The sequence below is a fragment of the Bradyrhizobium elkanii WSM2783 genome (assembly GCF_000472865.1).
Taxonomy (GTDB): domain Bacteria; phylum Pseudomonadota; class Alphaproteobacteria; order Rhizobiales; family Xanthobacteraceae; genus Bradyrhizobium; species Bradyrhizobium elkanii_A.
Genome location: NZ_AXAP01000031.1, coordinates 47,527 through 71,857, shown reverse-complemented (window position 1 = coordinate 71,857; position 24,331 = coordinate 47,527). Strand labels below are relative to the sequence as shown.

Genomic DNA, 24,331 nt, shown 5'->3' with positions numbered 1-24,331 from the left:
ATCAGTCATGGGCCAGCTTCGGCAGCGACGACAACCTTCCGCAGCGAGCCCGACGAGCGAATGATCAGCTTCTCAGCCTCCACGACGAGGAAGAACACCAGACCGCCTGCCAGCAGCCAGGGCCAGACCCATAACGGGATAGATTCGTTGCCGAACGTCGCCTGGAACGGCGGCGTGTAAGTGAAGATCAGTTGCAGGATCACCACGGCAACGATCCCGAGCGGCAAGTACGGGTTGCCCATATGCGCCCTGACGTCGAGCGACGAGTCGAGCAGATAGCGGCTGTTCAAGAGATAGAAGACCTGGCCGATCGTGATGGCATTGACGGCGACCGTCCGCGCCAGTCCGTCCGAAGCGCCCTCGGCCTTCATCCAGAAGAATGCCAGCAAGGTGTAGGCAAGGAGCGCCAAGCCGACAAAGACGATCCGCCAAATCCCGAATCCTGTGACGATCGGGCGATCCACCGCGCGCGGCGGCCGCTGCATCACATCGATCTCGTGCGGCTCGAAGGAGATGACCAGGCCAAGCGCGACCGAAGTCACCATATTGACCCAGAGGACTTGCGGGGCGGTGATCGGCATGGTGAAGCCAAGGAAGATGGCCGACGCAATCACCATTGCCTGCGCGACGTTGGTCGGCAACAGAAAAAGCATGGCCTTCTCGATGTTGTTGTAGACCGTGCGCCCCTCCTTCACGGCTGCCGAGATCGAGGCGAAGTTGTCGTCGGCCAGAATCATCCCGGCGGCCTCCTTCGTCACCTCGGTGCCTTTGATACCCATGGCAACGCCGATGTCGGCTTTCTTGAGCGAAGGCGCGTCGTTTACGCCATCGCCTGTCATCGCCACGATTTGGTTATTGGCCTGAATAGCCTTCACAAGGCGCAGCTTGTGTTCAGGGCTGGCACGCGCGAAGACATCAACGGTGCGAACGCGTTCCTGCAACGTCGCGGTGTCCATACCCTCGATTTCGGTGCCCGTGATCGCCGTCTTCCCGTCGCCGAGACCGAGCATCTTGGCGATGGCCGCGGCGGTGATCTTGTGATCGCCCGTGATCATGGTGACCCGGATGCCACCGCCGTGGCACTCCCTCACAGCCTCGATGGCCTCTTTGCGCGGCGGATCCAGCAAGCCGATCAGGCCGAGCAAGACGAGCGTCCGTGGCAAGTCGGCCGCGGTGAGACCGCCGGCCTTCAGATTCGGATTCTCGAGCCACGCCAGCGCCAGCACACGTTCGCCTTGAGCCGCAAGCCCGTCTGATTGTTTCAAGAAGTGCTCGCGGTCGAGGGGCCTCGGCTGGCCGTCGGCGGTCTGCTGGCGATCGCAGTGATCGAGGATCACTTCCGGGGCGCCCTTGACCAGGAGCACCTGCTCGCCGCTCGCAGCCTCATGGAGCGTCGCCATGAACTTGTGCTCGGATTCGAAGGGAATGGCATCGATCCGCGGAGCTGCTGCCTGCTCTGCCTGCCGATCCATACCGAGCTTGGCCGCGAACGGATAGAGCGCCCCTTCCGTCGGATCGCCCTCCACTTTCCAGCGGCCTTCCTCCAGAAACAGCTCCGCATCGTTGCAGAGCAACGAGACCCGCCCCATGAGCGCGAGTACCGGCTCCCTGCCCGCGGCCTCTCCGTCCTTTCTGATCTCCCCCTTCGGCGAATAACCGTCGCCTGTAATTTGATATGCTGACTCAGCCGTAACGGCGGACACCACCATCATTTCCATAAGCGTCAGCGTGCCCGTCTTGTCCGAGCAGATCCGCGACACCGATCCAAGCGTTTCGACCGCGGGCAATCGCCGGATGATGGCGTTGCGCTGCGCCATGCGCTGCACGCCGATGGCCAGGGTAATCGTGATGAGCGCGGGTAGTCCCTCCGGAATAAGCGATACCGCGATGCCGACAACAGCCTGGAACAACTCCACAAAGTCCATACCCTTCACCCACTTCCCGTAGGCGAATATCAGGACGCTGATCACCCCGATCGCAGCGGTGATGGCGTAGCCGAATTTCTTGACCTGGCGCAGCAACGGAGTCTCGAGCGCACTGACATTGGCGAGCAGCTGGTTGATGCGGCCGAGCTCGGTCTCGCTGCCGGTCGAGACGACCACTCCGGTCGCGCGACCGGACGTGACCATGGTGCCGGAAAACGCCATGCTCTCGCGATCCCCGACCGTTGCGTTCGCAGGTACTGCATCGACCCTCTTTTCCGCCGGTACCGATTCGCCAGTGAGGGCGGCCTCTTCGGTCCGCAGGTTCTTTGTCTCGATGAGCCGCAGGTCTGCAGGAATCTTGTCACCCGACTCCAGGAGCACGACGTCGCCCCGAACAAGTTGTTCCGCAGCAATCATGCGGCTCTCGCCACCGCGCACCGTCCGCGCCTCCGCGGACAGCATGTTGCGGATGGAGTCCAGTGCCTTCTCGGCCCTGCCCTCCTGAATGAACCCGAGCAGCGCGTTGAGAATGACCACGGCAAAAATGATTGCCGCATCAACCCAAAGGTTCAGCATCAACTTGGTGAATCCCGCGGCAAGCAGCACGTAGACCAGGATGTTGTTGAACTGCGCGAGAAACCGGGCAAACGGTCCCTCCTTCCTGCCTTCCGGCAGACGGTTTGGCCCGTATTTCCGAAGGCGGACCGCGGCCTCAGCCGGATCGAGACCTTTCTCCCGGCTGGTGCCGAGTCGCTCCACGACCTCTTGTTGAGATATCGCGTGCCAGGCAACAATCTCGCTGACCGGGTTCGCATTCACTGCTGTGCTCATGGGTCTGCAAGGAAGAAAAGCTTGCGATCTGGAATTCCAGAAACCGATCGTCCAAGGCTGGCAGTCGGCACCAAATCCGGTACGATCGCATTCAAGTACGCGTCGGTGAGCGCGAGCATCATCGCACCGTCCCTCGCCAAATACAACTCAAGGAGCAATTGCCGCCCAGGCCGACGACCAGGGTCGATGCAGCCGACAGCACGCGAGCGGATACCGAGCGATATCGGGTGCAACGCGTCGACGAACTTCTCGTTCGTAAAGATCCGAACACCCCACGATGTAACGAACGCTCACCAAGGCAACGTATCTAGCCGTGTGGTGAGCTTTCTACCTCTCGCTTGCATCGCAGCTCGCCGAGATTCTTGGTCGATTGACACGCCTTGACACGTCAGCAACGCTGACCTAGCGCCAACGCGCTCGGTTCGCGTCGCCCTCGCCTTCCTCTCGTTGTGCTGCACGAGAGCGAGACAGTATTTCCGCAAGGCGCGCCGCTCGACCTATCTGCCGGTTCCATCATTTAGCTGGATGGTGATCACATCCGTCGGTCGCCAGTACGTATCAAAGCCATCTCTGTAGTCTTGGCGAACCGTGCCTATGTTGAGTTTGCACTGGCCCGTCTGCCGAAAGATCGGCCGCACAAGTCCATCTTCCACCCAGGCGCACACGTGCTTGCCAAGGCGGATTGCACCTAACGAACGATCGTAGAAAAGGCCAGCAACTCTAATCTTGTAGCTGTTGTATGGTTTGCATTCGGACGCTGCCCAATCTCCATTAACGTATTTATCGCATAAGGTCGCTGATACCCACGCGCGATTTAGATCAGGGTTGGAACGGAATTCCAGGAAGGCTGCGCCGTTTGGCGTGCGCCAGACACCAGGAACTTTCGCGACAAAAACGGATTTGGAATGCGCCGTCACAGGTACGGCCAGCAGGAAAATCGTCGACAGTAACACAATCACTGTCTTCATTCTTGCCTCCTTTTGCATGTGCTCAACGTCGAAATGTTCGCAGCAGTTTGCACCGGAGAAAAATAAATTCACCGTTTGTATTCGCCGATGTGTGTCGATTTTCGTTCGATCCGAAAATCCTTTCGTTGTCGGTCCCGACAATGAGAGTGTCGCGCGGAGAGAAGTCCGAACCGTATCCGAGATCAAGACTGTAGACAACGTAAGTTCACCGCGCGTAACAATCGCGCGACGGTGCAGTCTGACGTGTTCTCGATCGTCCCGTTGTTCGCTTATAGTTGGTGGTGACCGGCGCAACTTTGCGACCGCTATCGACCGTAAGGAGCAGCACCCTGACGGAGCTTTCTCGACGCGATTGGCTGCTGATCAGTGCGGCCGCAACCAGCAGTCTTTTGTATCCAGCCATGGCCAATGCATCGAAACAAGATCGAATTCGCCTCTCCTTGAATGAAAATCCGTTCGGTCCCTCGCCCCGGGCGGTGGAGGCGATCAAGGCCCACCTGACCGGTCTCAGCCGCTATACCGGCGACGAACTCACCGAGCTGACGCAGACGATTGCCGCGCACGAGAATGTTGCTGCCGAGCAGGTCGTACTCGGCGAGATTCTCGACGTGCTCGGCCTGTATCTGTCGGCCCGCGGCGGTACGGGCGGCGAGTTCATCTATTCCGAGCCCGGCTATACTGCGCTGGTCGATGCCGTCTCGCCCGCCGGCGGCATCGTAGTCGGCGTTCCCCTCAACGACCGACTCGAGAACGACCTCCCCGCCATCGCCGGCAAGGTCAATGGACGGACACGCGCAGTCTATCTCGTCAATCCGCACAATCCGAGCGGCACGGTGAGCGAGGCGGCGCAGTTCATCGAATTCGTGCACGATCTCTCCAAGCGCACGCTCGTCATCGTCGATGAGGCCTATCTCGAATTCACGCCGGATTTCGAGAAACGAACCGTCGCCGGCCTCGTTCGCAACGGCGATCAGGTCGCCGTCTTCAGGACATTCGCGAAAATCTACGGGCTCGCCAGCCTTGCCATCGGCTACACGCTGGCGCCCGCCGAGTTGGCCAAGTCGGTGAAGCAGCTCGGCATCGGCGCATTTTTCGGCCTCAATCGGCTCAGCCTGGTCGCTGCAAACGCCAGTCTGAAAGATACAGATTATGTGCCGTCAGTTCGCGCAAAGGTCACGGTCGAGCGCGATGCCTGGTACGAGCTGTTCCGGCAACGAAAGGTTCGCTTCACGGAATCGCAGGGCAATTTCGTGTTCTTCAACTCCGGCCGGCCGCAACAAGCCATTGCGTCCGCGCTCGCAGCACAAGGCATCGACATCGGTCGTAGTTATCCGCCGCTCGATACCTGGGTGCGCATTTCGATCGGCCTGCCGGAGGAAAACGCGATCGCCCGGCGAGCTGTCGCGGACCTGTTGCGCCCGACCTGAGCTGCGCCGTTAGGACGGATGCCTATGCTCACTCACATATTTGATGTTCTGAAAGGCCTGCAGTCCTTCGGCCCCGCCTTCCGAGCCGACGCCGCTGTCCTTGTAGCCCCCGAACGGCGTCTCCGGCAGCGATGCCTGCCAATGGTTCACGATGACGTTGCCCGCCTCGATGCCATCGATCATGGCGCCGGCATTGCGCATGTCGTTGGTCATCACATAAGACGCAAGTCCGAACGGGAGCCGATTGCAGAGACGGATGGCGTCTTCCGCCGAGTCGAACGCGGTTGTCGCGGCGATCGGGCCGAACGGCTCCACGTTCGAAACCAGGCAGTCCTCATCGACATTCGCGATCAAGGTCGGGCTGTAGAAGCATCCCTCGCCTCGGATCCGGTTGCCGCCGACCGGAACGGCGATCTGCCGCGAGCGGGCATCATCGAGGAAACGGTCCATCGCCTCCAACCGGCGCGCATTGGCCAGCGGGCCCATTCTCGTCGCCGGATCGAGGCCGTTTCCGACCTTGATGGCTCTTGCGAGCTCGGCGAAACGCGCGACAAAGCGATCGTGGATCGCGCGATGCACGTAGAACCGCGTCGGTGACGTGCACACTTGCCCCGCATTCCGGTATTTCGCCGTTACCGCGGAGAGTGCCACGGCCTCGGGATCGACATCTTCGAAAATCACCACGGGTGCGTGACCGCCGAGTTCCAGGGTCATTCGCTTCATGCCCTGCACCGCCAGCGATGCGAGCTGTTTCCCGACCGAGGTCGAGCCCGTGAAGGTGATGCCGCGAATGATCGGAGAGCCGATCAGCTTCGCCGATATCTCCGCGGGATTGCCGAACACGACGTTCAGCACCCCATCCGGCAGACCGCTCTCCTGCAGCAGTGCGGCAATGGCAAGTGCGGTCGCCGGCGTTTCTTCCGACGCCTTGATGATCACGGAGCAACCAGCGGCGAGCGCGCCGCTGATCTTCCGCGACGGCGTAATTGCCGGCGCATTCCAGGATGCGAAAGCGGCGATGGGACCGATCGGTTCGCGCAAAGCGAACTGCATGGCCCCTCGCGTTCGCGGCGGAATGACCCGCCCGTAGGCGCGTCGCCCCTCCTCTGCATTCCAGCTGAAGATTCCCGCGGCCTGCTCGACTTCGGCCTTTGCTTCGGCGATCGGTTTGCCGAGTTCCAGCGTGATCAGCGTCGCGATCTGGTCCCGCCGCTCGAGCATCAGGGCCGACGCGTGCTGCAGCACCCGCGCCCGCTCGACCGGAGACGTGCGCCGCCACCGCTCGAAACCTGCGGCCGCGGCAACCAAGGCTTCGTCCAGATCGGCCTCGGTCGCATGCGGGAGCTCGGCGAGGACACCTCCCGTCGCCGGATTGTAGACCGGCTCGCCCTTTCGCGCGTCAAGGCCGATCCATCGGCCGCCGACGAACAGCCTCAGTTCAGGATAGTCCACTGCCATACGGACGCTCTCGTGCTTGCGTGTTCACCGGGAGTGACCTCATTTCTCGGTGAGCAGCGGGCAGTTACCGTCCTTCAAGGAACGAAACGCCTTGTCGCCCGAAACGGTGGCGAGGACCTTGTAGTAGTCCCACGGATACTTCGAATCCGACGGTTGCTTCACCTGCAGAAGGTACATGTCGCGCAGCACACGGCCATCCTCGCGGATGGTGCCGTTCACCGTGTAGAAATCGTTGATGGGCGTCTTGCGCATCTGTTGTGCGACGACCGTTCCTTCATCGCTCTTGGTTGCCTCCACTGCCTTGAGGTAATGCGTCACGGCACCGTAGACGGCGGCCTGAAGGCTGCCGGGCGCCTTGCCATTGAAGCGCTCCATGAAGCGCTTGCTCCATGCGCGGGTCCTGTCGTTGAGGTCCCAATAGAAGCTGTCGGCAAACATCAGGCCCTTGGCGCTGTTGAGACCGAGGGCGTGAATGTCGGGAAGGTTCACGAGCAAGGCCGCGATATTCTGGCCGCCATCGGTCAGACCGAACTCATTGGCCTGCTTGAGCGAGTTCATCATGTCTGCTCCCGCATTTGCGAGGCCGACCACCTGGGCCTTCGATGCTTGCGCCTGCAGCAGGTACGAGGAGAAGTCGGACGTATTGAGCGGGGCTCGGGCCGACCCGAGCACCTGGCCCCCGTTCGCGGTGACCACCTTGGCCGCCTCCGCTTCCAAGGCATGCCCGAAACTGTAATCTGCGGTCAGGAAGTACCAGCTCTTCAGCCCCCTATGCACCAGCGGTGCGGTCGCGACATTGGCAAGCGCGTAGTTGTCATACGCCCAATGGATGCCGACCGGTGAGCAGGCCTTGCCCGTGAGGTCGGGCGTCCCGGGGCCGGTCGCCAGCAGGACCTTGTTCTTGTCGCGCGAGAGCTGCTGAACAGCGAGCGCGACCGCCGAGGACACGACCTCGGTAATGGTGTCGACTCCCTCGGTGTCGTACCAGCGCCGTGCAATGCCAAGGCCGATGTCCGCCTTGTTCTGATGATCGGCAGACAGGACCTCGATCGGAACGCCGGCGACCTTGCCGCCGAAATCCTCAACCGCCATTTTCGCGGCAAGCACCGCACCTGCGCCGACATTGTCGGCGTACGGACCCGACATGTCCGTGAGCACGCCGATTTTCACGACGCCGCCCGAAATCTCGGCCGCAGCCGGCGTGGCCGCCAGAGCAGCCGACACAGCCAGCACGATGGAACGAAGATTCATTTGCCCTTGTCCTCCCCTTTAATTGAAAATTGCAATTACCCTTTGCCGGCTGTCCGGCTGATCTCCTCGAGCACCGGCAGCAGGTAACCAATGAACGCCTGAGGGTCCTCGCTCATCGGAAAATGGCCGAGGCCTTTCATGATGGTGGCTTGGGCACCCTTCACGCTTGCAGCAACAGCCATCGTTTCCTCGGGCGTGCAGGAATAGTCGTACTCGCCGGAAAGCAGGAACAGCGGACAACGCGCTGTATCGATCTGCGCGACGCGCTGGCGGATATCGCCATCAATCTTGTAGAAATGCAGGTCGCCCTTGAAGACACCGGGACCACCCTGCATGTAGTGCCACAGCGTTTCCCAACGCTCCTTGACCGGCGCCTTCGGTCCGACCAGGCCTGAGACGATCGCCGCGCACACTTCGCCGCCATGCACATCGGGCCGGTGCAGGAAGTTGAGATCATAGTAGGGGTCGACGTGAGCGCCCGCCTGCAGACCGATAATCGCGCGGAAGCGATCGGGGTGCTCCAGCGCCAGATGCAGCGCGATGCGTCCGCCGATCGAGCATCCCATCACGATGGGCTTGTCCAGCTCGAGCGCCTGCATGATCTCGAGGATCATCGTGGTGTATTGCTGCGAAGTGAGCTGATATTCCTCGTCGTGCCAGCCCGCGGGCGGTGACGACTTCCCGTGCCAGGGCATATCGAAAGCGATCACCCGATGACGGGCGATGATGTCCCGGTGATTCATCAGCGCCCGATATTGCCGGCCATCCGAACCGGCCGTGTGCAGGCACAATAGCGGCACGCCCTGCCCGGCCTCCTCGACATAAAGGCGGTGCGGCCGGCCCAGCAGTTCAAGATTCATGTAGCGGCCGACGATCGGTTCAAAGCTCGCGCTCATGCTGCAACTCCCGCCCGCAGCTTGGCGAGGCTTTCCTTGAAGTAACGAAGGTTCGCCATGAAGATTTGGAGGTTTCCCTCGGCCTTCAGGACGCGGCGCTTGATCAGCGCCATCAGGTCATGCGAACCGGGCTGCGGGTCGGCCTGCCAGAACCTCGCCCACTCCTCCTGCGGCGCGCGCAGCACGAACGACCAGGAGGGCATCACGAAGGGGCCCCGCGCCACGGACGAGACTCGTCCCTCCACAATGTTTATCAGCCACTGCGTCGAGCCGACCTCGAGCAGGAAGTTGGTCGAGAGGAAACGGCCGCGGCGAACCAGGCCGGCGTCGGCGTTTACACGCTCTTTCAATTGCTCAATCATCACGATCTCCCTGTTGTGCGAGCTGCACCAGCGCGTCGATCGCGAGGACACCCTCTCCTTTTGGACGGACGATGAGGGGATTGATTTCTGCGTCGATCACGCCGCGCTCGCTATATTCGGCAAGTTTCGAGAATGCGACAATAGCGCGGGCCAGTGCCTCCAGATCACCGACCGGCCGGTTGCGAAAGCCCTGGAAGATGCGGGAGATGCTCAGCTCCTCGATCATCTCGCGCGCGCCAGCGAGGTCGACCGGCGCAAGGCGAATGCTGCGATCGCGATAGATCTCCGTGTAAATGCCGCCGGCTGCGAGCAGCACGATCGGCCCAGCGTCCGGGTCACGCCGATACCCGAGCAAGACCTCGCCGAGACCCGAGGTCATGGGCTGGACGAGGACATGGCGCAGCGCAATCCCTGGGCAGTTCGCGGCCACAGAGGCGGCGATGCGCAGGATCGCGGCCTTGAGCTCCTCCGCGTTGGTCACGTTGAGCGCGACGCCGCCGACATTCGTCTTGTGTGCGATCCCTGCGGAGAGCGCCTTGACCGCGACGGGATAGGAGAACGGCAGATCCAGCTTCGATCCGTCAGCCGGAAGCGACGCGCTCGGCGCATGGTCTATTCCGAGGCCTGCGAGCAGCACATAGGCTTCGAGTTCGTCGAGCTGTCGCGTGCCGGACGAGAGTGGAGCGGCCGGCGGCGCCGGGCGCGGCCTGCGCCTCTTGTAGGCTGCCGCGATCGCGTCGGCGCATGCTTCCGGAGTCCTGAAGTTCGGCACATCGGCTTGCCCAAGCAGACGTAATGCGTCCGGCGCATCCGGCACCAGGAATGCGGCAAGCGGCTTTCCGGATGCCGCGCTGTCGATCACGGGCCTTACCGCGAGCTCGGGCTGAAACCGCGCCGAAGATCCCGTCACCGCGACCACCATGTCGAATTCAGGTGCCGCCAGCATCGCCTCGAGCGAGGTCTTCATGACGTCATAACGCGTCCCGGCAAGCGTCAGATCGACGATCCGCTCATGCTGCACTGCGACGCCGGCAGCGCCAATGGCGGCGAAGGTCTCTTTCGAAGGTGTGACGACCTCAATTCCCCTGCCCGCCAGACCGTCCACCACCATCGCCGCGCCGCCACCGGTGGTGGTGAGGATGCCGACCCGAGGGCTTCGGCCCGAGGTCGCGCCGAGGGTAACGCGTTCAAGCAACGGCAACACTTCGAGCAGGGTCTCGAAGTTCTCGACCCGGGCGATGCCGCAATCGGCCAGGAAAGCGTCGGCGACGTCGTCTTCGCCGGCGAGCGCGCCAGTATGCGACAGCGCCAATTCCGCCGCCACCGGTGAACGCCCGAGCTTGTAGGCTGCGATCGGCTTGCCGCGCGCCGCCGCGCCGAGCGCGAATTCCCTGAGATCGTCGGCGTGCCGCAGGCTCTCGAGAAACAGCATGTAGCTGGTGATCTTGGGATCATCGAGCGTCGCCGCGCATATCTCGCCGAGACTGAGGTCGATTTCATTGCCAACCGACACCAGACCCGCAAAGCCTACGCCGCGTGCCTTGCCGCGCGATATCAATCCGCCAAGCATGCTGCCGCTGTGGGAGGCCACGAAGGTGCCGCCAACCGGAAGATCCGGCTCCGCAAACGCGGCGTTGGCCGTGAGGATCGTGCGGTGGTGCAGGTTGATGGCGCCAAGGCTCGACGGCCCCAGGATGCGCAGCCGCGAATCCCTGCACAGCGATTTGAGGCGCGCGACCCGCGCAGGTCCCGCATTGCGATCTTCGGAGAACCCTGTCGCCAGGATCGTCGCCACGGGCACACCCAGACGCGCGCATTCCTCGACCGCCTCCAGGGCCTGCTCCGTCGGCGTCAGGATGAAGGCGTGGTCCGGGACGGCGGGCAGCTCGGACAATGACGGCCATGCCTGCTCGCCCGCGATCTGCGCGCGGCGAGGATTGATAGGATAGATTGTGCCTTCGTATCCAGCCTGCCTCAGATAACGCAGCGGCCGCGACGACGTCTTGGTGCTGTCGTCGGAGGCGCCGACGAGTGCGATGCTTCTGGGCGCGAGCAGCGGTTGAACGAAGCCGGTGTCCGCCATCGCCCTACTCGGCCGCGCGAACCTGGACGCCGCGCTGATCGAAACGCCGCTCGAAGACGTCCTCGGCAATCCGGTTCTTGAGGATCTCGATCGAGCCGCCGGCGATCATCCAGCCGCGCGTGCGCCGCATGCAGTACTCCGCCAACCCTTCCGTGCTGTAGCCGAGACCGCCCATGATCTGCACCGCTTCGTTGGCGGCATCGAAACCCGCCTGATTGCAGGCCAGCTTCGCCATGGCGGTGTGGTACGCCGACGGCAAGCCTTCCTTGACGCTGGCAGCGCGGTAGAGCAGCAATTGCGCGGAATCGAGCTTGGTGGCCATGTCCGCAAACTTCCACTGCAGGCCCTGGAATTCGCACAACAGCCGTCCGAACTGGCGGCGCACCAGCGCGTGTTCCCGCGCCAGATTGAAGGCATAGCGGCCAAGCGCGAGCGAGCGCGACGAATTGCCGAGCCGTTCAACGTTGAAGCCCGATATCTGCTTCTTGAAGCCGCCGGGGCCGAGCAGAACGTTGCTCTTGTGAACCCGGCAGTTCTCGAAATACAGCGGGCTCCACTCTTCTCCGCTCATGAACGAGGACGCCTTGCCGACCGTGAAACCCGGCGTTCCACGCTCCACCAGCACTGAGCCGATGCCTCCGACGCCTGGCCCGAAGCGCAGGTAGACCAGGAACAGGTTGGCATCCGGGCTGTGGGTTCCGAACACCTTGCTACCGTCGATCACATAGTGATCGCCATCGGCTTTTGCGGCGGTCTTCATCTCGGTCGCGGCGGAACCTGCGTCCGGCTCGCTCATGCCGAGGCTGATAACGGCCCGGCCTCCCAGCAGGTCGGGCAGATAGCGGGCCTTCTGCTCGGCGCTGGCATATTCCACGAAGGTGCGGATCGGCCCGAAATTGCCGGCCTGTACCACATCGGCGCTGCGGGGACAGACCGAGGCAATCTGTTCGATCGCGATCACGGAATCCGAGAGCGTTCCGCCCTGACCGCCGTCTGCCGGGTCAAAGGCGATGCCGAGCAGCCCCTGATCCGCCAGCAGCCGCGCTACATCGAACGGAAACCGCGGGTCATGCGCGCGGGCAAGCGCGCCCTCGGCAAGATTGTCCTCGGCGAAACGGCGCACCGAGTCCGCGAACATCTGCTGCTCTTCTGAGAGATTGAAATCCATCTGCACCGGGGCCATGAAGAACGATAGACGCCTGTTTTCCAGCCAAAGCATTGCCCGGCAACTGAACATAGATTATAACGTCATGATATTTTGTTATGGCCACAAATGCTCCCGCCGCTCAATCCGCTGCACGTGTTTGAAGTAACGGCCCGCCTGCAAAGCTTCACCCGGGCGGCGGAAGATTTGCGCGTGTCGCAACCTGCCGTGAGCCGCCAGATCCAGACGCTGGAGAATTTTTTCGGCTTTCGGCTGTTTGAGCGCGACAAGCTCGGCATCAGGCTGACGCCGGAGGGCGAGGAGCTGCAGCGTCAGATTTCGCCGGCGTTTCGCGTTATCGAAACAGTCACGCAGCGGCTGGTCGCGAGCGGAAAATCGGAGCCGTTGCGACTGCGGGTCTACACGACCTTCGCGGCAAAATGGCTGATTGAGCGTTTGCCTTCATTCTACGCCGCCTATCCCGGCATTAGGCTCAGCATCAGCAATGCGGTAGCGCCCGTTGATTTCGAGAAGGAGAAGGTCGACCTCGCAATCCAGTTCGGCGGCGGCAAATGGCCGGGCGTTGAAAGCGAGCTGCTGTTCCGCGACCTTCTGCAACCGGTTTGCAGCCCCACCTTGCGGCGCAAGGCGAACCTGCATTCGATCGACGACCTGAAGCGGGTGCCGATGCTACATTCGCATTATCGGCGGACAGACTGGGCGGACTGGCTGATGGCCTGCAATCGTCTCGATCTCTTGAATGACGCAGGGATCTCGTTTCCGAGTTCGGTGCTGACCTATCAGGCCGCGACCGAAGGGGTCGGCGTGGCGATAGGACAGCTCCACCTCCTGCGCAACGAATTGCGCGACGGCTCGCTCGTGACGCTCTTCGAACAACCGCTCGAACGCCCGTTGGCGCACTATGCGGTCTGGCCGAAAAACCGCCCCCTGCCGAAAAAGGCGCGCAGCTTTCTCGCCTGGCTGAGAAGCCGCATGAGCGATTTTCAGCGGTAGCCCCGAGGTCTCTCAATGCGCGATCAACAATGGGACGGTCGCGTCCCGCAACAGGGCGCGGGTCACGCCGCCGAAGATCATCTGGCTCGCTCGCGCGTGGCTGTAAGCACCAACCACGATCAGGTCGCGGGTGTGGCGCCCGGCAAAACCAAGGATGGCATCGGCGACCGAAGCGCCATTGGAGTGGATCCGCTCGACGGTCACCTTTACGCCATGGCGAGACAAATACAGTCCGACATCGGCGCCGGGCTCTTCGCCATGCCGGGCATTCTTGTGCGAATCCACCAGGAGGACAGTCACCGACTGCGCGGCTGCAAGCAGCGGAAGAGCATCCTTGATGGCACGGCGTGCCTCACGGCTGGCGTTCCAGGCGACCACGATGTGCTCCGCCGCGGTCCCACTCCAATGCTCGGGCAACAGGAGGACGGGTACACCGGTGGCAAGCAGCAGGGATTCCGCCGACCACTCCTGCGGCAGGCCGCCTGACCGCGGACTGCCGACGATCACGAGATCGGAATGCAGCGCGTTCAGCGCCGCCCCCTCATTGGCTTCACCGGAACGGATGCAACGAAACTCGCAACTGATGTCTTCGCGGGTCGAAACAGTTGCAAAGCTTTGGCTCGCGGCTTTCGTCGCGGCCAGTTCGCTCGCCGTATGGCGTTCAATGAGATCGCGAACCGCGGCCTGCCCTCGGACGAAGGACTCGGACGGATTGCCGTCCCAGCCGAATGGCACCACGAAGATCCCGACCAGATGGGCGCGGTGACGGAATGCGAGTTTGACGGCATAGTCGGCACGCGCCTCGCCGGCAGGCGACGGATCGAAGAAGACGGCTATGGTTCTCAGCGGCACGGAAAACTCCCCAGCGAATTGTTGAAAACACGTAGCGCGCAGCAAGACGACAGCGATTGACGTGGATCAATCGCACCGGGTTGAACGCCGGGAGCAGCCGATCACCAATTCTAACTGACGTCACCCGCAACCGTCCCCGCTTCAATCTTGCGAGGGAGGCGTTCTCTCGTCACGCTCATGGAGGAGGTCCAGCGCTTCTCGAACTTCGTCGTCTTCCAGACAATCGAGGATCCTGCATGGGGCATTGGCGGCGGTGCGGGTTGAGCGAAATCAACTTTGTCGCGCGCATTGATGTGCCGGTCGCTCGGAACCTACTTGGAACACGGCTCACGGGACCGGCGTTCGCCAGAATTTGCGTTACGTCAATAGCCCGCGGATGCGGCGGTGCAAGATTGCAGACAAGCTCTGCAACCAAAGGCCCTGACCGATGCAAGATCAAATCGAAGAGATCAAAGGAGGCGCGCAAGCCGGCGATGCGTCTCATTCGCCCGCGCCTGCGCCCGCCTCGCATCTGCCTGTGCCGGTCCGCCCAAGCGGCAAACGGCGCGGTTTGCGGATCACGGTGGCGCTCCTCCTCGCTGCGCTCGGCGCCGGTGGCGGCGGCTATTACATCTGGAAGCAAATGCATCCGCCGCTGCCTGTCGGCATCAGCGTCGGCAACGGCCGTATCGAAGCCGATGAAATCGACATCAGCACCAAATATGCCGGACGCGTGCACGAGCTGCTCGCCGATATCGGCGACATGGTTGCGCCCGGACAGGTCGTGGCGCGGATGGATACCCGCGATCTCGAGCAATCGCTTTCTAAGTCGGTTGCGCAGGGCCGGCAGGCACAGCGCGCCATCGAGGAAGCCGAAGCCGTGCTGACCCAGCAGCAGGCGCAGAAGACCCTCGCCGAGCAGGAGAACCAGCGGACTGAATCGCTGTTCAAGAATGGCTGGGCCACCAAGGAATTGCTGGACCAGCGCAAGCAACAGCTCGACGCCGCCAATGGCGCGCTCGCTGCGGCACAAGCCAGGGTGCTCGAATCCCAACATGCGCTGGAGGCCGCCCAGCACGATGCCGGTCTCTACAGGGTGCAGATCGCCGACAACACGCTGGTGGCGCCGAAGGCGGGCCGGATCCAGTACCGCCTTACCAATATCGGCGAAGTCCTCGCGGCCGGCGGCAAGGTCTTCACGATGCTGGATCTGACCTATGTCTACATGGACCTCTATTTGCCGACGACGGAAGCCGGCAAGGTGAAGGTCGGCGCTGACGCACGCATCGTTCTCGACGCCTACCCCGATCATCCGATCCCCGCGAAGGTCTCGTTCGTCGCGAGCCAGGCGCAGTTCACGCCGAAGACGGTCGAGACCAAGACCGAGCGCGACAAGCTGATGTTCCGCATTCGGGTCCGCATCGACCCGGAACGCCTGCTTGCGCATGCGGACGCGGTCAGAAGTGGCCTTCCCGGTGTCGCCTATGTCCGCTGGGATTCCGCAGTTGCATGGCCGACGACGCTGCAGGCTGCGCCATGAATGGCAGCGACGATCAGGTCGCCGTCGTTCGCGCCCTCTCCCATCGCTACGGTTCGGTGACGGCGCTCGACTGCATATCGGCCGACATTCCCGCCGGACGCCTGGTTGGCTTGATCGGACCCGACGGCGTCGGCAAATCCTCCCTGCTCGCGATCCTCGCCGGCGCGCGGAAGATCCAGGAGGGTGCGGTCGCCGTGCTCGGCACCGACATCTCCAAGGCCGCCGAGCGCGCCCTGATCTGTCCGCGCATCGCCTACATGCCGCAAGGGCTGGGCAAGAATCTCTATCCCGACCTGAGCGTTAAGGAGAATGTCGAGTTCTTCGCGCGGCTGTTCGAGCAGTCGCGCAAGGAGCGCGAGTGGCGCATCAATGAGCTCCTGGAAAGCACCGGGCTTGCGCCGTTCGCCGACCGGCCGGCCAGCAAGCTGTCGGGCGGCATGCGGCAGAAGCTCGGGCTGTGCTGCTCGCTGATCCATGATCCCGATCTCCTGATCCTGGACGAGCCCACGACCGGCGTCGACCCGCTGTCGCGCCGCCAGTTCTGGGATCTCATCGACCGTATCAGGGATCGCACGGCGAAAATGAGCGTGCTCGTCGCCACCGCCTATATGGAAGAGGCCGAGCGTTTCGACTGGCTGATGGCGATGAATGAGGGAAAGATTCTCGCGACCGGCTCGCCGTCCGACCTCAAACAGCAAACCGGCACCGACTCGATCGAAGACGCGTTCGTTGCCCTGCTCCCGCATCGACAGCGTGCCGGCAACGAAAAGCCGATCGGTCCGCCGCTCGACGGTCACGCCGAGCCCGTCATTGTCGCCAAGGACCTGACCTGCCGGTTCGGCGACTTCACCGCCGTCGACCGTGTGAATTTCACGATCCGCCGCGGCGAGATCTTTGGCTTTGTCGGCTCGAACGGATCGGGCAAGACGACCACGATGAAGATGCTCACCGGGCTGCTGCCGCCGTCCGAGGGCGAGGCGCTGATCTTCGGCGAAGTGCTGCGCGCCGGCGACCTCGAAGCACGCCGCCGTGTCGGCTACATGTCGCAATCCTTCTCCCTCTACGGGGAACTCACGGTTCGCCAGAACCTTGTCCTGCACGCGCGGCTGTTTCACCTGTCTCTGGCGTTTGCGGAGGCACGCATCGCGGAGCTGATCGAGAAATGCGACCTCGCCGACTATCTCGATGACCTCGCCTCTTCGCTCCCGCTCGGAATCAGGCAGCGGTTGTCGCTTGCGGTCGCCGTCGTCCACAAGCCGGACCTCTTGATCCTGGACGAGCCGACCTCCGGCGTCGACCCGTTGGCGCGCGACCAGTTCTGGCAGCTTCTGATCGACCTGTCGCGCAATCAAGGGATGACCATTTTCGTCTCGACGCATTTCATGAACGAGGCGGCGCGCTGTGATCGGCTGTCGCTGATGCACGAAGGACGCGTGCTTGCCTCCGACACGCCGGCCGGATTGATCAAGGCGAGAAACGCCAAGAGCCTGGAGGATGCGTTCATCAGCTTCCTCGAACGGGAAACGCCGGGCACGGCATCCACCGTGACTCTCGACCAGCCGCAAGCCGAACCGGACAAGACCGCCGGCCGCGAAAGCAGACGCTCCTTTTTCAGCTTTCGGCGGCTGTTCGCCTATACCATCCGCGAGGGCCTCGAGCTGATGCGCGATCGTATCCGGCTGATGTTCGCCCTGTTCGGCACTGCGCTCCTGATGATCGTGTTCGGCTTTGGCATTTCGGCCGACGTCAACAATCTCAGCTTTGCCGTGCTCGATCGCGACCAAACGCCCGAAAGCCGTGCCTATCTGTCGGAGCTGAGAGGATCGCCCTATTTCCTCGAAAAGCCTCCGCTGACCGACTATGCCGATCTCGATCGTCGCCTGAAGAACGGCGACATCTCGGCCAGCATCGAGATTCCTCCAAACTTCGGCCTCGACATCAAGCGCGGGCGGCCCGCCTACGTATCCGCGTGGATCGACGGCGCCATGCCGTTCCGCGCCGCAACCATTCGGGGTTACCTGCAGGGGATGCACCAGCTCTATCTGAGCGATCCCGTGCTGAACACGACGCAGGCGGCAAGGCCCCTGCCCGCCAATATCGAGGTCCGGTTCAAGTACAACCAGGATTTTGACAGCATCTACGCCATGGTGCCTTCGACCCTCGCGATGATGCTCGCGCTGTTCCCGGCCATCCTGATGGCGCTTGCGGTCGTTCGCGAGAAAGAGCTCGGCTCGATCACCAACCTTTACGTTACGCCGGTGACGCGGCTGGAATTCCTCGTCGGCAAACAGCTTCCTTACGTCGCCGTCGCGCTGATCAATTTCATTATCATGTTCGCGATGGCGGTCTTCATATTCAACGTGCCGCTGAAGGGCAGCTTTGTGGCGCTGCTGGCCGGCACGGTCATCTACGTCTTCACGACGACCGGCTACGGCATGCTGATCTCGACCTTCTGCACGACCCAGATCGCCGCGCTGTTCGGCACCGCGATCCTCACCATCCTGCCAGCCCAGCAGTTCTCGGGCATGATGACGCCCGTCTCTTCGCTTTCCGGTTCGGCGCAGCTTATCGGCCTTTGCTTTCCGATGAGCTATTACCGCCCGATCAGCGTCGGCGCCTTCACCAAGGGCCTGGGCCTTGCCGATCTCGGTTCGAGCATCCTCATGCTGCTCGTCTTCGTCCCCGTGCTGACGGCGCTGAGCATGATGCTGCTCCCCAAGCAGGAGCGCTGAGACGATGCGCTCCCTCTCCAACATCGTCTGGCTCGGCACCAAGGAGCTGCGCAGCTTTTTCAGCGACTGGGTGCTGCTCGGGTTCGTGATCTACTCATTCTCGCTTGCCGTCATCAGTCAGGCGCAAAGCAATTCACAGGAAGTGTTTCATGCCTCGATCGGGCTGCTCGACGAAGACCATTCGGAATTGTCCCGCCGGATCACGCATGCGTTCCTGATGCCCTATTTCAAGGAGCCGGTGGCGATCGCGCAAGCCGATATCGAACATCTGATGGATACCGGCAAATACACTTTCGTCATCGATATTCCCCCAAACTTCCAACGCGACGTCTTGGCGGGCCGCCAGCCCGGACTGCAGATCAATGTCGACGCCACCGCGATGATCCAGGCCGGCCTGGGATCGGGCTACGCGCAACAGATCATCAATACCGAGATTGCTCAGTTCGTGTCGCAGGTGGAACGCGTGCCGGACTCGCCGGTCAACCTGGCGGCCAGGATCGCGTTCAATCCCAACGTGATGACGGCTTGGTTCTCCAGCGTCATGGGCATCATCTCGAGCGTCACCATGCTCGCGATCATCCTCGCCGGTGCAGCGTTGGTACGCGAGCGTGAGCATGGCACGATGGACCATCTCCTGGTGATGCCGCTGAGCCCGTTCGAGATCGCGATGTCGAAAATCTGGGCCAACGGGTTCGTCATTGCGGTCGCGGTCGGCCTATCGCTCTATCTGGTGGTCCGCTTGCTGCTGCAGATCCCGATTGCCGGCTCGATCCCGCTCTTCATGTTTGGAGCGATCCTCTATCTGTTCTTCGCGACCGCGATCGGGCTGTTCCTGGGCACTGTTGCGCGGTCGATGCCGCAGCTCGGCCTGCTCTACATGCTGGTCGCCGTTCCCATGAACGTCCTGTCCGGCGGCGCCACGCCGCTGGAGAGCATGCCGCCCTGGCTTGCGACAGTGATGCAGGCGTCGCCCTCGACCCACTTCGTGTCCTTCGCGCAGGCGATCCTCTATCGCGGCGCCGGGCTCGATGTGGTGTGGCCGCAATTCCTTGCCGTCGCCGGCATCGCCTCGCTGTTCCTGGTGCTGTCGCTGCTGCGTTTCCGGTCCACGCTCAGCTCGGCCTCGAACTAGTCATGACGATCACGTTCACGTGCTCGGCCGCCGGCTTGATCTTCGTCAACATCGAACGAGCTTGTCTAATGATGATTGATGTGACCGGAGGTCGAACATGCGCAAATTCATCATTTTTGCCGCGGTCGGCGCGGCCGCTTCAATTGCAGCATCACACGATGTGCGCGCGGCGGACGCGGTGCCGAAATTTGACATCGCCAAAATCTGCAAAGCAGAGACGGCTGAGACGGTAGGGATCGGAGAGACCCTGGCGTCCTGCACGAAGGCCGAAGAGCAGGCCCGGGCGCAAGTGGCTGGGCAGTGGAGCAAGTTCACGGCGAAGGACAAGGCGGCATGCATCAGCGAGTCCAGCATCGACGGCACGCCGAGCTATGTCGAGCTCCAGACCTGCCTCGAAATGGCCGCTGACGCGCATGCTACGACGGCAGCGCGAAAGTAGCCCGAAGCGCTATCGCCCCCTGAACCGCGGTTTCCGCCGTTCCAGGAATGCCGCCACGCCCTCTTTGTGATCCTCGGTCACGCTTGCCAGCGCGAACTGATCGACATCCATATGGCTAGCCAGATCATCGAGCGCGTGCGCGATGCGGTTGACCGTGAGCTTTGTCATGGCGACCGAGATCGGCGGCTGCGCCGCGATCTTTGTCGCAAGCGTCATGGCGGCCTCAAACGCCTTGCCGGGCTCGGCCACCTGCTCCACCAATCCCCATTCATAGGCCTCCGCGGCGGAGATGCGGTCGTCGGCGAGGATCACGGCCTGCTTGGTCCGTGCCGGTCCCATCAGATGCAGCATGCGCGGCACGCTCTGCCAGCTCATGTTCATGCCGAGCCCGATCTCGGGCACGCGCATATGGGAATCGCGCGCCATGACGCGGAAGTCGAGCGCAACCGCCAGCGCCACGCCACCGCCGATGCAAAAGCCCTCGATTGCGCCGATCGTGACCTGTTCCATGTCCTGCCAGGCCCGCGTCAGCCGCGGCCCAAGCTTCAGGTGGTGGCGCAGCGTGCCGATATCCATGGTGCGGCGCGAACGGCCTTCGGCGTCCTTGAGATCGAAGCCGGCGCTGAAGGATTTTGCGCCGCCGGTGAGCACGACGACGGACGTCGCGGCATCATCCTCGAAGCTGCGGGCCGCATCGGTGAGCTGGCGCAGCGCCTCCGGCGACAGCGCGTTGATGCCGTCCCCGCGGTCGAAGCGCACGACCGCGATGCGGCCCTCCGGGCCAAGGCCTTTTTCGATTTTTATGTATTCTGCCACGATTGCCTCCCTGTCATGACCGAAATGCTAGCAGACTCTATGCCTCGACATCCCCGGGATTCTTCGCCTATCTTCGCCACCATGAGCGATCACGACCATCATCATCACGACCACGACCATTCGGAACTGTCCGAGACCGAGCTGCGCGTGCGCGCGCTCGAAACCATCTTGACCGAGAAGGGCTATGTCGAGCCGGCCGCGCTCGACGCCATCATTCAGGCCTATGAGACCCGGATCGGCCCGCACAACGGTGCGCGGGTCGTCGCCAAGGCCTGGACAGATCCGTCGTTCAAGCAGGCGCTGCTGGAGGACGGCAGCAAGGCCGTCGGCACGCTCGGCCATGTCAGCCGCGTCGGCGACCATCTTGTCGTGGTCGAGAACACGCCGCAGCGCCACAACATGGTCGTGTGCACTTTGTGCTCCTGCTACCCCTGGGAAATGCTCGGCCTGCCGCCGGTCTGGTACAAGGCCGCGCCTTATCGCTCGCGCGCCGTGAAGGATCCGCGCGGCGTGCTCGCCGATTTCGGCGTGACGCTGCCGAAGGTGACCGAAATCCGGGTGTGGGACTCGACCGCCGAGACGCGCTTCCTGGTGCTGCCGATGCGGCCCGAAGGCACCGAGGGCTGGAGCGAGGCGCAGCTTGCGGACCTCGTGACACGCGATTCCATGATCGGCACCGGGTTCCCGAGGCGGCCGGGAGCGCCGTCATGAACGGCGTGCACGACATGGGCGGCATGGACGGGTTCGGCAAGGTCGAGCCCGAGCCGAACGAGCCGATGTTCCATGCCGCATGGGAAGCGCGGGTGATGGCGATGGTGCGCGCGATGGGCGCGGCCGGCGCCTTCAACATCGACACCTCGCGCTATTATCGCGAAGCCTTGCCGCCGCACATCTATCTCGCGAGCTGCTATTACACGAAGTGGCTGCTCGGGCTCGAGGACCTCTTGCTGGACAAGGGGTTCATCGCAAAAGACGAAGTCGCAACGGGCCACGCGGTGCAGCCGCCAAAGGCGCTCAAGCATGGCAAATTCGAGCTCGATGACGTCGAGCGCGTGATGGTGCGCGGCAAGTTCGGCCGCACGGCGCCGGCGCCCGCAAAGTTCAAGGCAGGCGACAGGGTGCGCGCGAAGAACATCCACCCCCTCACGCACACGCGGCTGCCCCGCTATGTGCGCGGCCATGTCGGCGTGGTCGAGCGCGACCATGGCTGTCACGTGTTTCCGGACTCCGCCGCAATGGAAGCCGGCGAGAACCCGCAGTGGCTCTACACCGTGGTGTTCGACGGGACCGAATTGTGGGGCCCGGAGTCCGATCCGACCGTCAAGATTTCGGTCGACGCCTTCGAGCCATATCTGGAGCGTGTGTGATGGACAGCGCCGCAGCCGCGCGCGCCACCGCCGCCGTGCCGAGCATCCCGCGCGACGATGACGGCCCGGTGTTCCGCGAGCCCTGGGAAGCGCAGGCCTTTGCAATGGCGCTAACGCTGCACGAGCGCGGGTTGTTCACCTGGAACGAATGGGCCGCAGCCCTCGCCGACCAGATCAAGCGCGCACAGGCGGAAGGCGATCCCGACACCGGCGAGACTTATTATCGCCACTGGCTCGCGACGCTGGAACATCTCGTCGCCGAAAAAGGCGTCGCCACCGCCGAGACCCTGCACCGCTACCGCGACGCCTGGGACCATGCCGCCGACCGCACCCCGCACGGCAAGCCGATCGAACTGCGGCCGGAGGATTTTGCGGGCTAGCGTTGGGCGGCCGCATACTCCCGCCATCCCCTCTCCCGCAGCGTACACGCCGGGCATTCGCCGCAGCCGTAGCCCCAGTCGTGCGGCGCGCCGCGGTCGCCGAGATAGCAGGTATGGGAGTGCTCGCGGATCAGGTCGACCAGGCCGGTGCCGCCGAGTTCATGAGCGAGCTTCCAGGTTTCGGCCTTGCTCAGCCACATCAGCGGCGTGTGCAGTTCGAAATCCTTGGCCATGCCGAGGCTGAGCGCCGACTGCAGTGCCTTGATGGTCTCGTTGCGGCAATCGGGATAACCGGAATAGTCAGTCTCGCACATGCCGCCGACGATGTGGCGGATGCCGCGCCGGTAGGCCAGCGCGGCCGCGAAGGTGAGGAATACGAGGTTGCGTCCGGGCACGAAAGTATTGGGCAAGCCGTCCGCGCCCATCGCGATCGCGACGTCACGTGTTAGCGCGGTGTCGGAAATTTCGGCGAGCGTCGGGATTTCCAGCGTGTGACTCTCGCCCAGCTTTGAAGCCCAGTCCGGCCGCAGTGCCGTGATGCCGGAAACCAGCCCCTCCCGGCATTCGAGCTCAATCGCGTGGCGCTGCCCATAGGCAAAGCCAAGCATTTCGACGCGCGCAAAATGCTTGAGCGCCCAGGCAAGGCAGGTGGTGGAATCCTGGCCGCCGGAGAACAGCACCAGCGCGGTTTCGGACGATAAATCTTCACTCATGGTGCGCGCTTTAGCACCGCCAGCAATTGCGGCCAACCGGTGGAAATCGGCATATTTCAGCGTGTTCCGCTGGGATCGGCCGGTCGCTTACGGCATAAAGCGGGACAAGCAGAATTCTGGTGGCCGCATGACCCCTTCCCGCGACATTTCACGCCTCATCGAGATCATGGCCGCCTTGCGCACGCCGGTGACCGGCTGCCCCTGGGACCTCGAGCAGAACTTTGCGACCATCGCCCCTTACACGATCGAGGAAGCCCATGAGGTGGTGGATGCCATCACCCGCGGCGATCTCGACGATCTCAGGGAAGAACTCGGCGATCTGCTGCTGCAGGTCGTGTTCCACGCCCGCATGGCGGAGGAGCAGAACGCCTTTGCGTTCGGCGACGTTGTGGAGGCGATCACCAGGAAGATGATCCGGCGGCATCCGCATGTGTTCGCCGACAAGGACGGCAATCTCGCCCCCTCCCACGTCAAGGAAGTCTGGGATCGCATCAAGGCCGAGGAGAAGGCCGAGCGTGCGGCGCGCCGGCCGCCGCAAGAGGCCGGGCACAAATCGTTGCTTGCCGGCGTCAAGGCCGGCCAGCCTGCCCTCACGCGCGCGATGGAGCTGCAGCGCAAGGCGTCGACCGTCGGCTTCGACTGGAACGATCCGCGCGCGGTGTTGAAGAAAATCCGCGAGGAGGCTGACGAGATCGAGGCCGCACTCGACGGGGCCGATGCCGATGAACTGGCGGAAGAAACCGGCGACCTCCTATTCGCGGTGGTCAATCTCGCGCGGCACGTCGGCGCCGATCCGGAAACCGCACTCCGCGGCACCAACGCCAAATTCGAGCGCCGCTTTGCCTATATCGAGCGCGCGTTAGAGGCGAAGGGGCGTTCGCCGCAAGACGCATCTCTCGAAGAGATGGATGCGCTGTGGAACGAAGCGAAAGGTGCCCGTAACCCGGATGGAGCGTAAGCGAAATCCGGGGTTCTTGGGTTTGGCTCGACCGGTCCCGGATTGCGCTGCGCTCCATCCGGGC

The 24,331-nt window shown here is 62.9% G+C and carries 21 protein-coding genes; 10 read left to right on the top strand and 11 right to left on the bottom strand.

The features are described from left to right. Nucleotides 1-5: 5 nt before the first annotated feature. Both YY7_RS0125165 and YY7_RS0125155 read right to left on the bottom strand, forming a co-directional pair. A complete protein-coding gene (locus YY7_RS0125165) occupies nucleotides 6-2,744 on the bottom strand; it encodes a cation-translocating P-type ATPase (RefSeq protein WP_210164707.1) in 2,739 nt (912 codons plus the stop codon). A gap of 509 nt (nucleotides 2,745-3,253) precedes the next feature. Further along, on the bottom strand, nucleotides 3,254-3,724 hold the full coding sequence (locus YY7_RS0125155) for a hypothetical protein (protein ID WP_155255309.1): 471 nt from the start codon (nucleotides 3,722-3,724) through the stop codon (nucleotides 3,254-3,256). 401 nt (nucleotides 3,725-4,125) lie between these two features. Here YY7_RS0125155 and YY7_RS0125150 point away from each other — a divergent pair, with 401 nt between their 5' ends. Next, nucleotides 4,126-5,151 (top strand): pyridoxal phosphate-dependent aminotransferase, encoded by a 1,026-nt coding sequence (locus YY7_RS0125150; protein WP_035690812.1) that lies wholly within the window; start codon nucleotides 4,126-4,128, stop codon nucleotides 5,149-5,151. A gap of 9 nt (nucleotides 5,152-5,160) precedes the next feature. Here YY7_RS0125150 and YY7_RS0125145 read toward each other — a convergent pair whose 3' ends face one another. From YY7_RS0125145 to YY7_RS0125120, 6 genes are read right to left on the bottom strand one after another with little or no spacing between them, the layout of a single operon-like run. Further along, complete coding sequence (locus YY7_RS0125145; RefSeq protein WP_035690794.1) at nucleotides 5,161-6,609, bottom strand: NAD-dependent succinate-semialdehyde dehydrogenase; 1,449 nt, start codon at nucleotides 6,607-6,609, stop codon at nucleotides 5,161-5,163. 39 nt (nucleotides 6,610-6,648) lie between these two features. After that, nucleotides 6,649-7,860: an ABC transporter substrate-binding protein gene (locus tag YY7_RS0125140; protein WP_028165662.1), complete on the bottom strand. Its 1,212-nt coding sequence runs from the start codon at nucleotides 7,858-7,860 to the stop codon at nucleotides 6,649-6,651. Between the two features lie 35 nt (nucleotides 7,861-7,895). Continuing rightward, nucleotides 7,896-8,756, bottom strand: a complete 861-nt coding sequence (locus tag YY7_RS0125135) for an alpha/beta fold hydrolase (RefSeq protein WP_028165661.1) — start codon at nucleotides 8,754-8,756, stop codon at nucleotides 7,896-7,898. Then, nucleotides 8,753-9,118 carry a hypothetical protein gene (locus tag YY7_RS0125130; RefSeq protein ID WP_028165660.1) on the bottom strand — a complete coding sequence of 122 codons (366 nt, stop codon included), beginning with the start codon at nucleotides 9,116-9,118 and terminating at the stop codon, nucleotides 8,753-8,755. Before YY7_RS0125130 ends, YY7_RS0125135 begins: the two co-directional genes overlap by 4 nt. Further along, the gene (locus YY7_RS0125125) at nucleotides 9,111-11,201 is read right to left on the bottom strand and encodes an acetate--CoA ligase family protein (protein WP_028165659.1); all 2,091 of its coding nucleotides are present in this window, start codon (nucleotides 11,199-11,201) and stop codon (nucleotides 9,111-9,113) included. Before YY7_RS0125125 ends, YY7_RS0125130 begins: the two co-directional genes overlap by 8 nt. A 4-nt stretch (nucleotides 11,202-11,205) precedes the next feature. After that, complete coding sequence (locus YY7_RS0125120; protein WP_245287380.1) at nucleotides 11,206-12,384, bottom strand: acyl-CoA dehydrogenase family protein; 1,179 nt, start codon at nucleotides 12,382-12,384, stop codon at nucleotides 11,206-11,208. 90 nt (nucleotides 12,385-12,474) lie between these two features. Between YY7_RS0125120 and YY7_RS0125115 the strand changes: the two genes are divergently transcribed. Beyond that, the gene (locus YY7_RS0125115; protein WP_035690792.1) at nucleotides 12,475-13,359 is read left to right on the top strand and encodes a LysR substrate-binding domain-containing protein; all 885 of its coding nucleotides are present in this window, start codon (nucleotides 12,475-12,477) and stop codon (nucleotides 13,357-13,359) included. 12 nt (nucleotides 13,360-13,371) lie between these two features. Here YY7_RS0125115 and YY7_RS0125110 read toward each other — a convergent pair whose 3' ends face one another. Further along, nucleotides 13,372-14,211 (bottom strand): universal stress protein, encoded by an 840-nt coding sequence (locus YY7_RS0125110; RefSeq protein ID WP_028165656.1) that lies wholly within the window; start codon nucleotides 14,209-14,211, stop codon nucleotides 13,372-13,374. 427 nt (nucleotides 14,212-14,638) lie between these two features. On the opposite strand from YY7_RS0125110, the gene YY7_RS0125100 reads away from it, so the two are divergent. From YY7_RS0125100 to YY7_RS0125085, 4 genes are all read left to right on the top strand, one after another. Next, complete coding sequence (locus YY7_RS0125100) at nucleotides 14,639-15,730, top strand: HlyD family secretion protein (RefSeq protein ID WP_051396887.1); 1,092 nt, start codon at nucleotides 14,639-14,641, stop codon at nucleotides 15,728-15,730. Beyond that, nucleotides 15,700-18,462 carry a ribosome-associated ATPase/putative transporter RbbA gene (rbbA, locus tag YY7_RS0125095; RefSeq protein WP_433994524.1) on the top strand — a complete coding sequence of 921 codons (2,763 nt, stop codon included), beginning with the start codon at nucleotides 15,700-15,702 and terminating at the stop codon, nucleotides 18,460-18,462. The genes YY7_RS0125100 and rbbA overlap by 31 nt, the downstream gene beginning before the upstream one ends. A gap of 4 nt (nucleotides 18,463-18,466) precedes the next feature. Further along, nucleotides 18,467-19,594 (top strand): ABC transporter permease, encoded by a 1,128-nt coding sequence (locus tag YY7_RS0125090; protein ID WP_028165653.1) that lies wholly within the window; start codon nucleotides 18,467-18,469, stop codon nucleotides 19,592-19,594. A gap of 97 nt (nucleotides 19,595-19,691) precedes the next feature. Next, nucleotides 19,692-20,033 carry a hypothetical protein gene (locus YY7_RS0125085; RefSeq protein ID WP_051396886.1) on the top strand — a complete coding sequence of 114 codons (342 nt, stop codon included), beginning with the start codon at nucleotides 19,692-19,694 and terminating at the stop codon, nucleotides 20,031-20,033. 9 nt (nucleotides 20,034-20,042) lie between these two features. Here the strand turns inward: YY7_RS0125085 and YY7_RS0125080 are convergent, their stop codons facing one another. After that, nucleotides 20,043-20,849 carry an enoyl-CoA hydratase/isomerase family protein gene (locus YY7_RS0125080; RefSeq protein WP_028165651.1) on the bottom strand — a complete coding sequence of 269 codons (807 nt, stop codon included), beginning with the start codon at nucleotides 20,847-20,849 and terminating at the stop codon, nucleotides 20,043-20,045. An 81-nt stretch (nucleotides 20,850-20,930) separates the two neighbouring features. Here YY7_RS0125080 and nthA point away from each other — a divergent pair, with 81 nt between their 5' ends. The 3 genes from nthA to YY7_RS0125065 are packed head-to-tail and all read left to right on the top strand — an operon-like array spanning nucleotide 20,931 to nucleotide 22,596. After that, on the top strand, nucleotides 20,931-21,560 hold the full coding sequence (nthA, locus tag YY7_RS0125075) for a nitrile hydratase subunit alpha (RefSeq protein ID WP_028165650.1): 630 nt from the start codon (nucleotides 20,931-20,933) through the stop codon (nucleotides 21,558-21,560). Next, complete coding sequence (gene nthB, locus YY7_RS0125070; RefSeq protein WP_028165649.1) at nucleotides 21,557-22,216, top strand: nitrile hydratase subunit beta; 660 nt, start codon at nucleotides 21,557-21,559, stop codon at nucleotides 22,214-22,216. The genes nthA and nthB overlap by 4 nt, the downstream gene beginning before the upstream one ends. Further along, nucleotides 22,216-22,596, top strand: a complete 381-nt coding sequence (locus YY7_RS0125065) for a nitrile hydratase accessory protein (RefSeq protein WP_028165648.1) — start codon at nucleotides 22,216-22,218, stop codon at nucleotides 22,594-22,596. Before nthB ends, YY7_RS0125065 begins: the two co-directional genes overlap by 1 nt. Here the strand turns inward: YY7_RS0125065 and queC are convergent. Further along, on the bottom strand, nucleotides 22,593-23,309 hold the full coding sequence (queC, locus tag YY7_RS0125060) for a 7-cyano-7-deazaguanine synthase QueC (RefSeq protein WP_028165647.1): 717 nt from the start codon (nucleotides 23,307-23,309) through the stop codon (nucleotides 22,593-22,595). The two genes, YY7_RS0125065 and queC, sit on opposite strands and share 4 nt — an antisense overlap. A gap of 127 nt (nucleotides 23,310-23,436) precedes the next feature. On the opposite strand from queC, the gene mazG reads away from it, so the two are divergent. Continuing rightward, complete coding sequence (mazG, locus tag YY7_RS0125055; RefSeq protein WP_028165646.1) at nucleotides 23,437-24,267, top strand: nucleoside triphosphate pyrophosphohydrolase; 831 nt, start codon at nucleotides 23,437-23,439, stop codon at nucleotides 24,265-24,267. The last annotated feature ends 64 nt before the right edge of the window (nucleotides 24,268-24,331 follow it).

What these genes read in the sequence shown, in the direction of transcription:
- YY7_RS0125085 (WP_051396886.1), top strand. Translation starts at nt 19,692, where the DNA reads ATGCGCAAATTCATCATTTTTGCCGCGGTCGGCGCGGCCGCTTCAATT.
- mazG (WP_028165646.1), top strand. Translation starts at nt 23,437, where the DNA reads ATGACCCCTTCCCGCGACATTTCACGCCTCATCGAGATCATGGCCGCC.
- YY7_RS0125090 (WP_028165653.1), top strand. Translation starts at nt 18,467, where the DNA reads ATGCGCTCCCTCTCCAACATCGTCTGGCTCGGCACCAAGGAGCTGCGC.
- YY7_RS0125130 (WP_028165660.1), bottom strand. Translation starts at nt 9,118, where the DNA reads ATGATTGAGCAATTGAAAGAGCGTGTAAACGCCGACGCCGGCCTGGTT.
- YY7_RS0125135 (WP_028165661.1), bottom strand. Translation starts at nt 8,756, where the DNA reads ATGAGCGCGAGCTTTGAACCGATCGTCGGCCGCTACATGAATCTTGAA.
- YY7_RS0125100 (WP_051396887.1), top strand. Translation starts at nt 14,639, where the DNA reads ATGCAAGATCAAATCGAAGAGATCAAAGGAGGCGCGCAAGCCGGCGAT.
- rbbA (WP_433994524.1), top strand. Translation starts at nt 15,700, where the DNA reads ATGGCCGACGACGCTGCAGGCTGCGCCATGAATGGCAGCGACGATCAG.
- YY7_RS0125155 (WP_155255309.1), bottom strand. Translation starts at nt 3,724, where the DNA reads ATGAAGACAGTGATTGTGTTACTGTCGACGATTTTCCTGCTGGCCGTA.
- YY7_RS0125120 (WP_245287380.1), bottom strand. Translation starts at nt 12,384, where the DNA reads ATGGCCCCGGTGCAGATGGATTTCAATCTCTCAGAAGAGCAGCAGATG.
- nthA (WP_028165650.1), top strand. Translation starts at nt 20,931, where the DNA reads ATGAGCGATCACGACCATCATCATCACGACCACGACCATTCGGAACTG.
- YY7_RS0125125 (WP_028165659.1), bottom strand. Translation starts at nt 11,201, where the DNA reads ATGGCGGACACCGGCTTCGTTCAACCGCTGCTCGCGCCCAGAAGCATC.
- YY7_RS0125115 (WP_035690792.1), top strand. Translation starts at nt 12,475, where the DNA reads ATGCTCCCGCCGCTCAATCCGCTGCACGTGTTTGAAGTAACGGCCCGC.
- YY7_RS0125065 (WP_028165648.1), top strand. Translation starts at nt 22,216, where the DNA reads ATGGACAGCGCCGCAGCCGCGCGCGCCACCGCCGCCGTGCCGAGCATC.
- YY7_RS0125140 (WP_028165662.1), bottom strand. Translation starts at nt 7,860, where the DNA reads ATGAATCTTCGTTCCATCGTGCTGGCTGTGTCGGCTGCTCTGGCGGCC.
- YY7_RS0125150 (WP_035690812.1), top strand. Translation starts at nt 4,126, where the DNA reads ATGGCCAATGCATCGAAACAAGATCGAATTCGCCTCTCCTTGAATGAA.
- YY7_RS0125145 (WP_035690794.1), bottom strand. Translation starts at nt 6,609, where the DNA reads ATGGCAGTGGACTATCCTGAACTGAGGCTGTTCGTCGGCGGCCGATGG.
- queC (WP_028165647.1), bottom strand. Translation starts at nt 23,309, where the DNA reads ATGAGTGAAGATTTATCGTCCGAAACCGCGCTGGTGCTGTTCTCCGGC.
- nthB (WP_028165649.1), top strand. Translation starts at nt 21,557, where the DNA reads ATGAACGGCGTGCACGACATGGGCGGCATGGACGGGTTCGGCAAGGTC.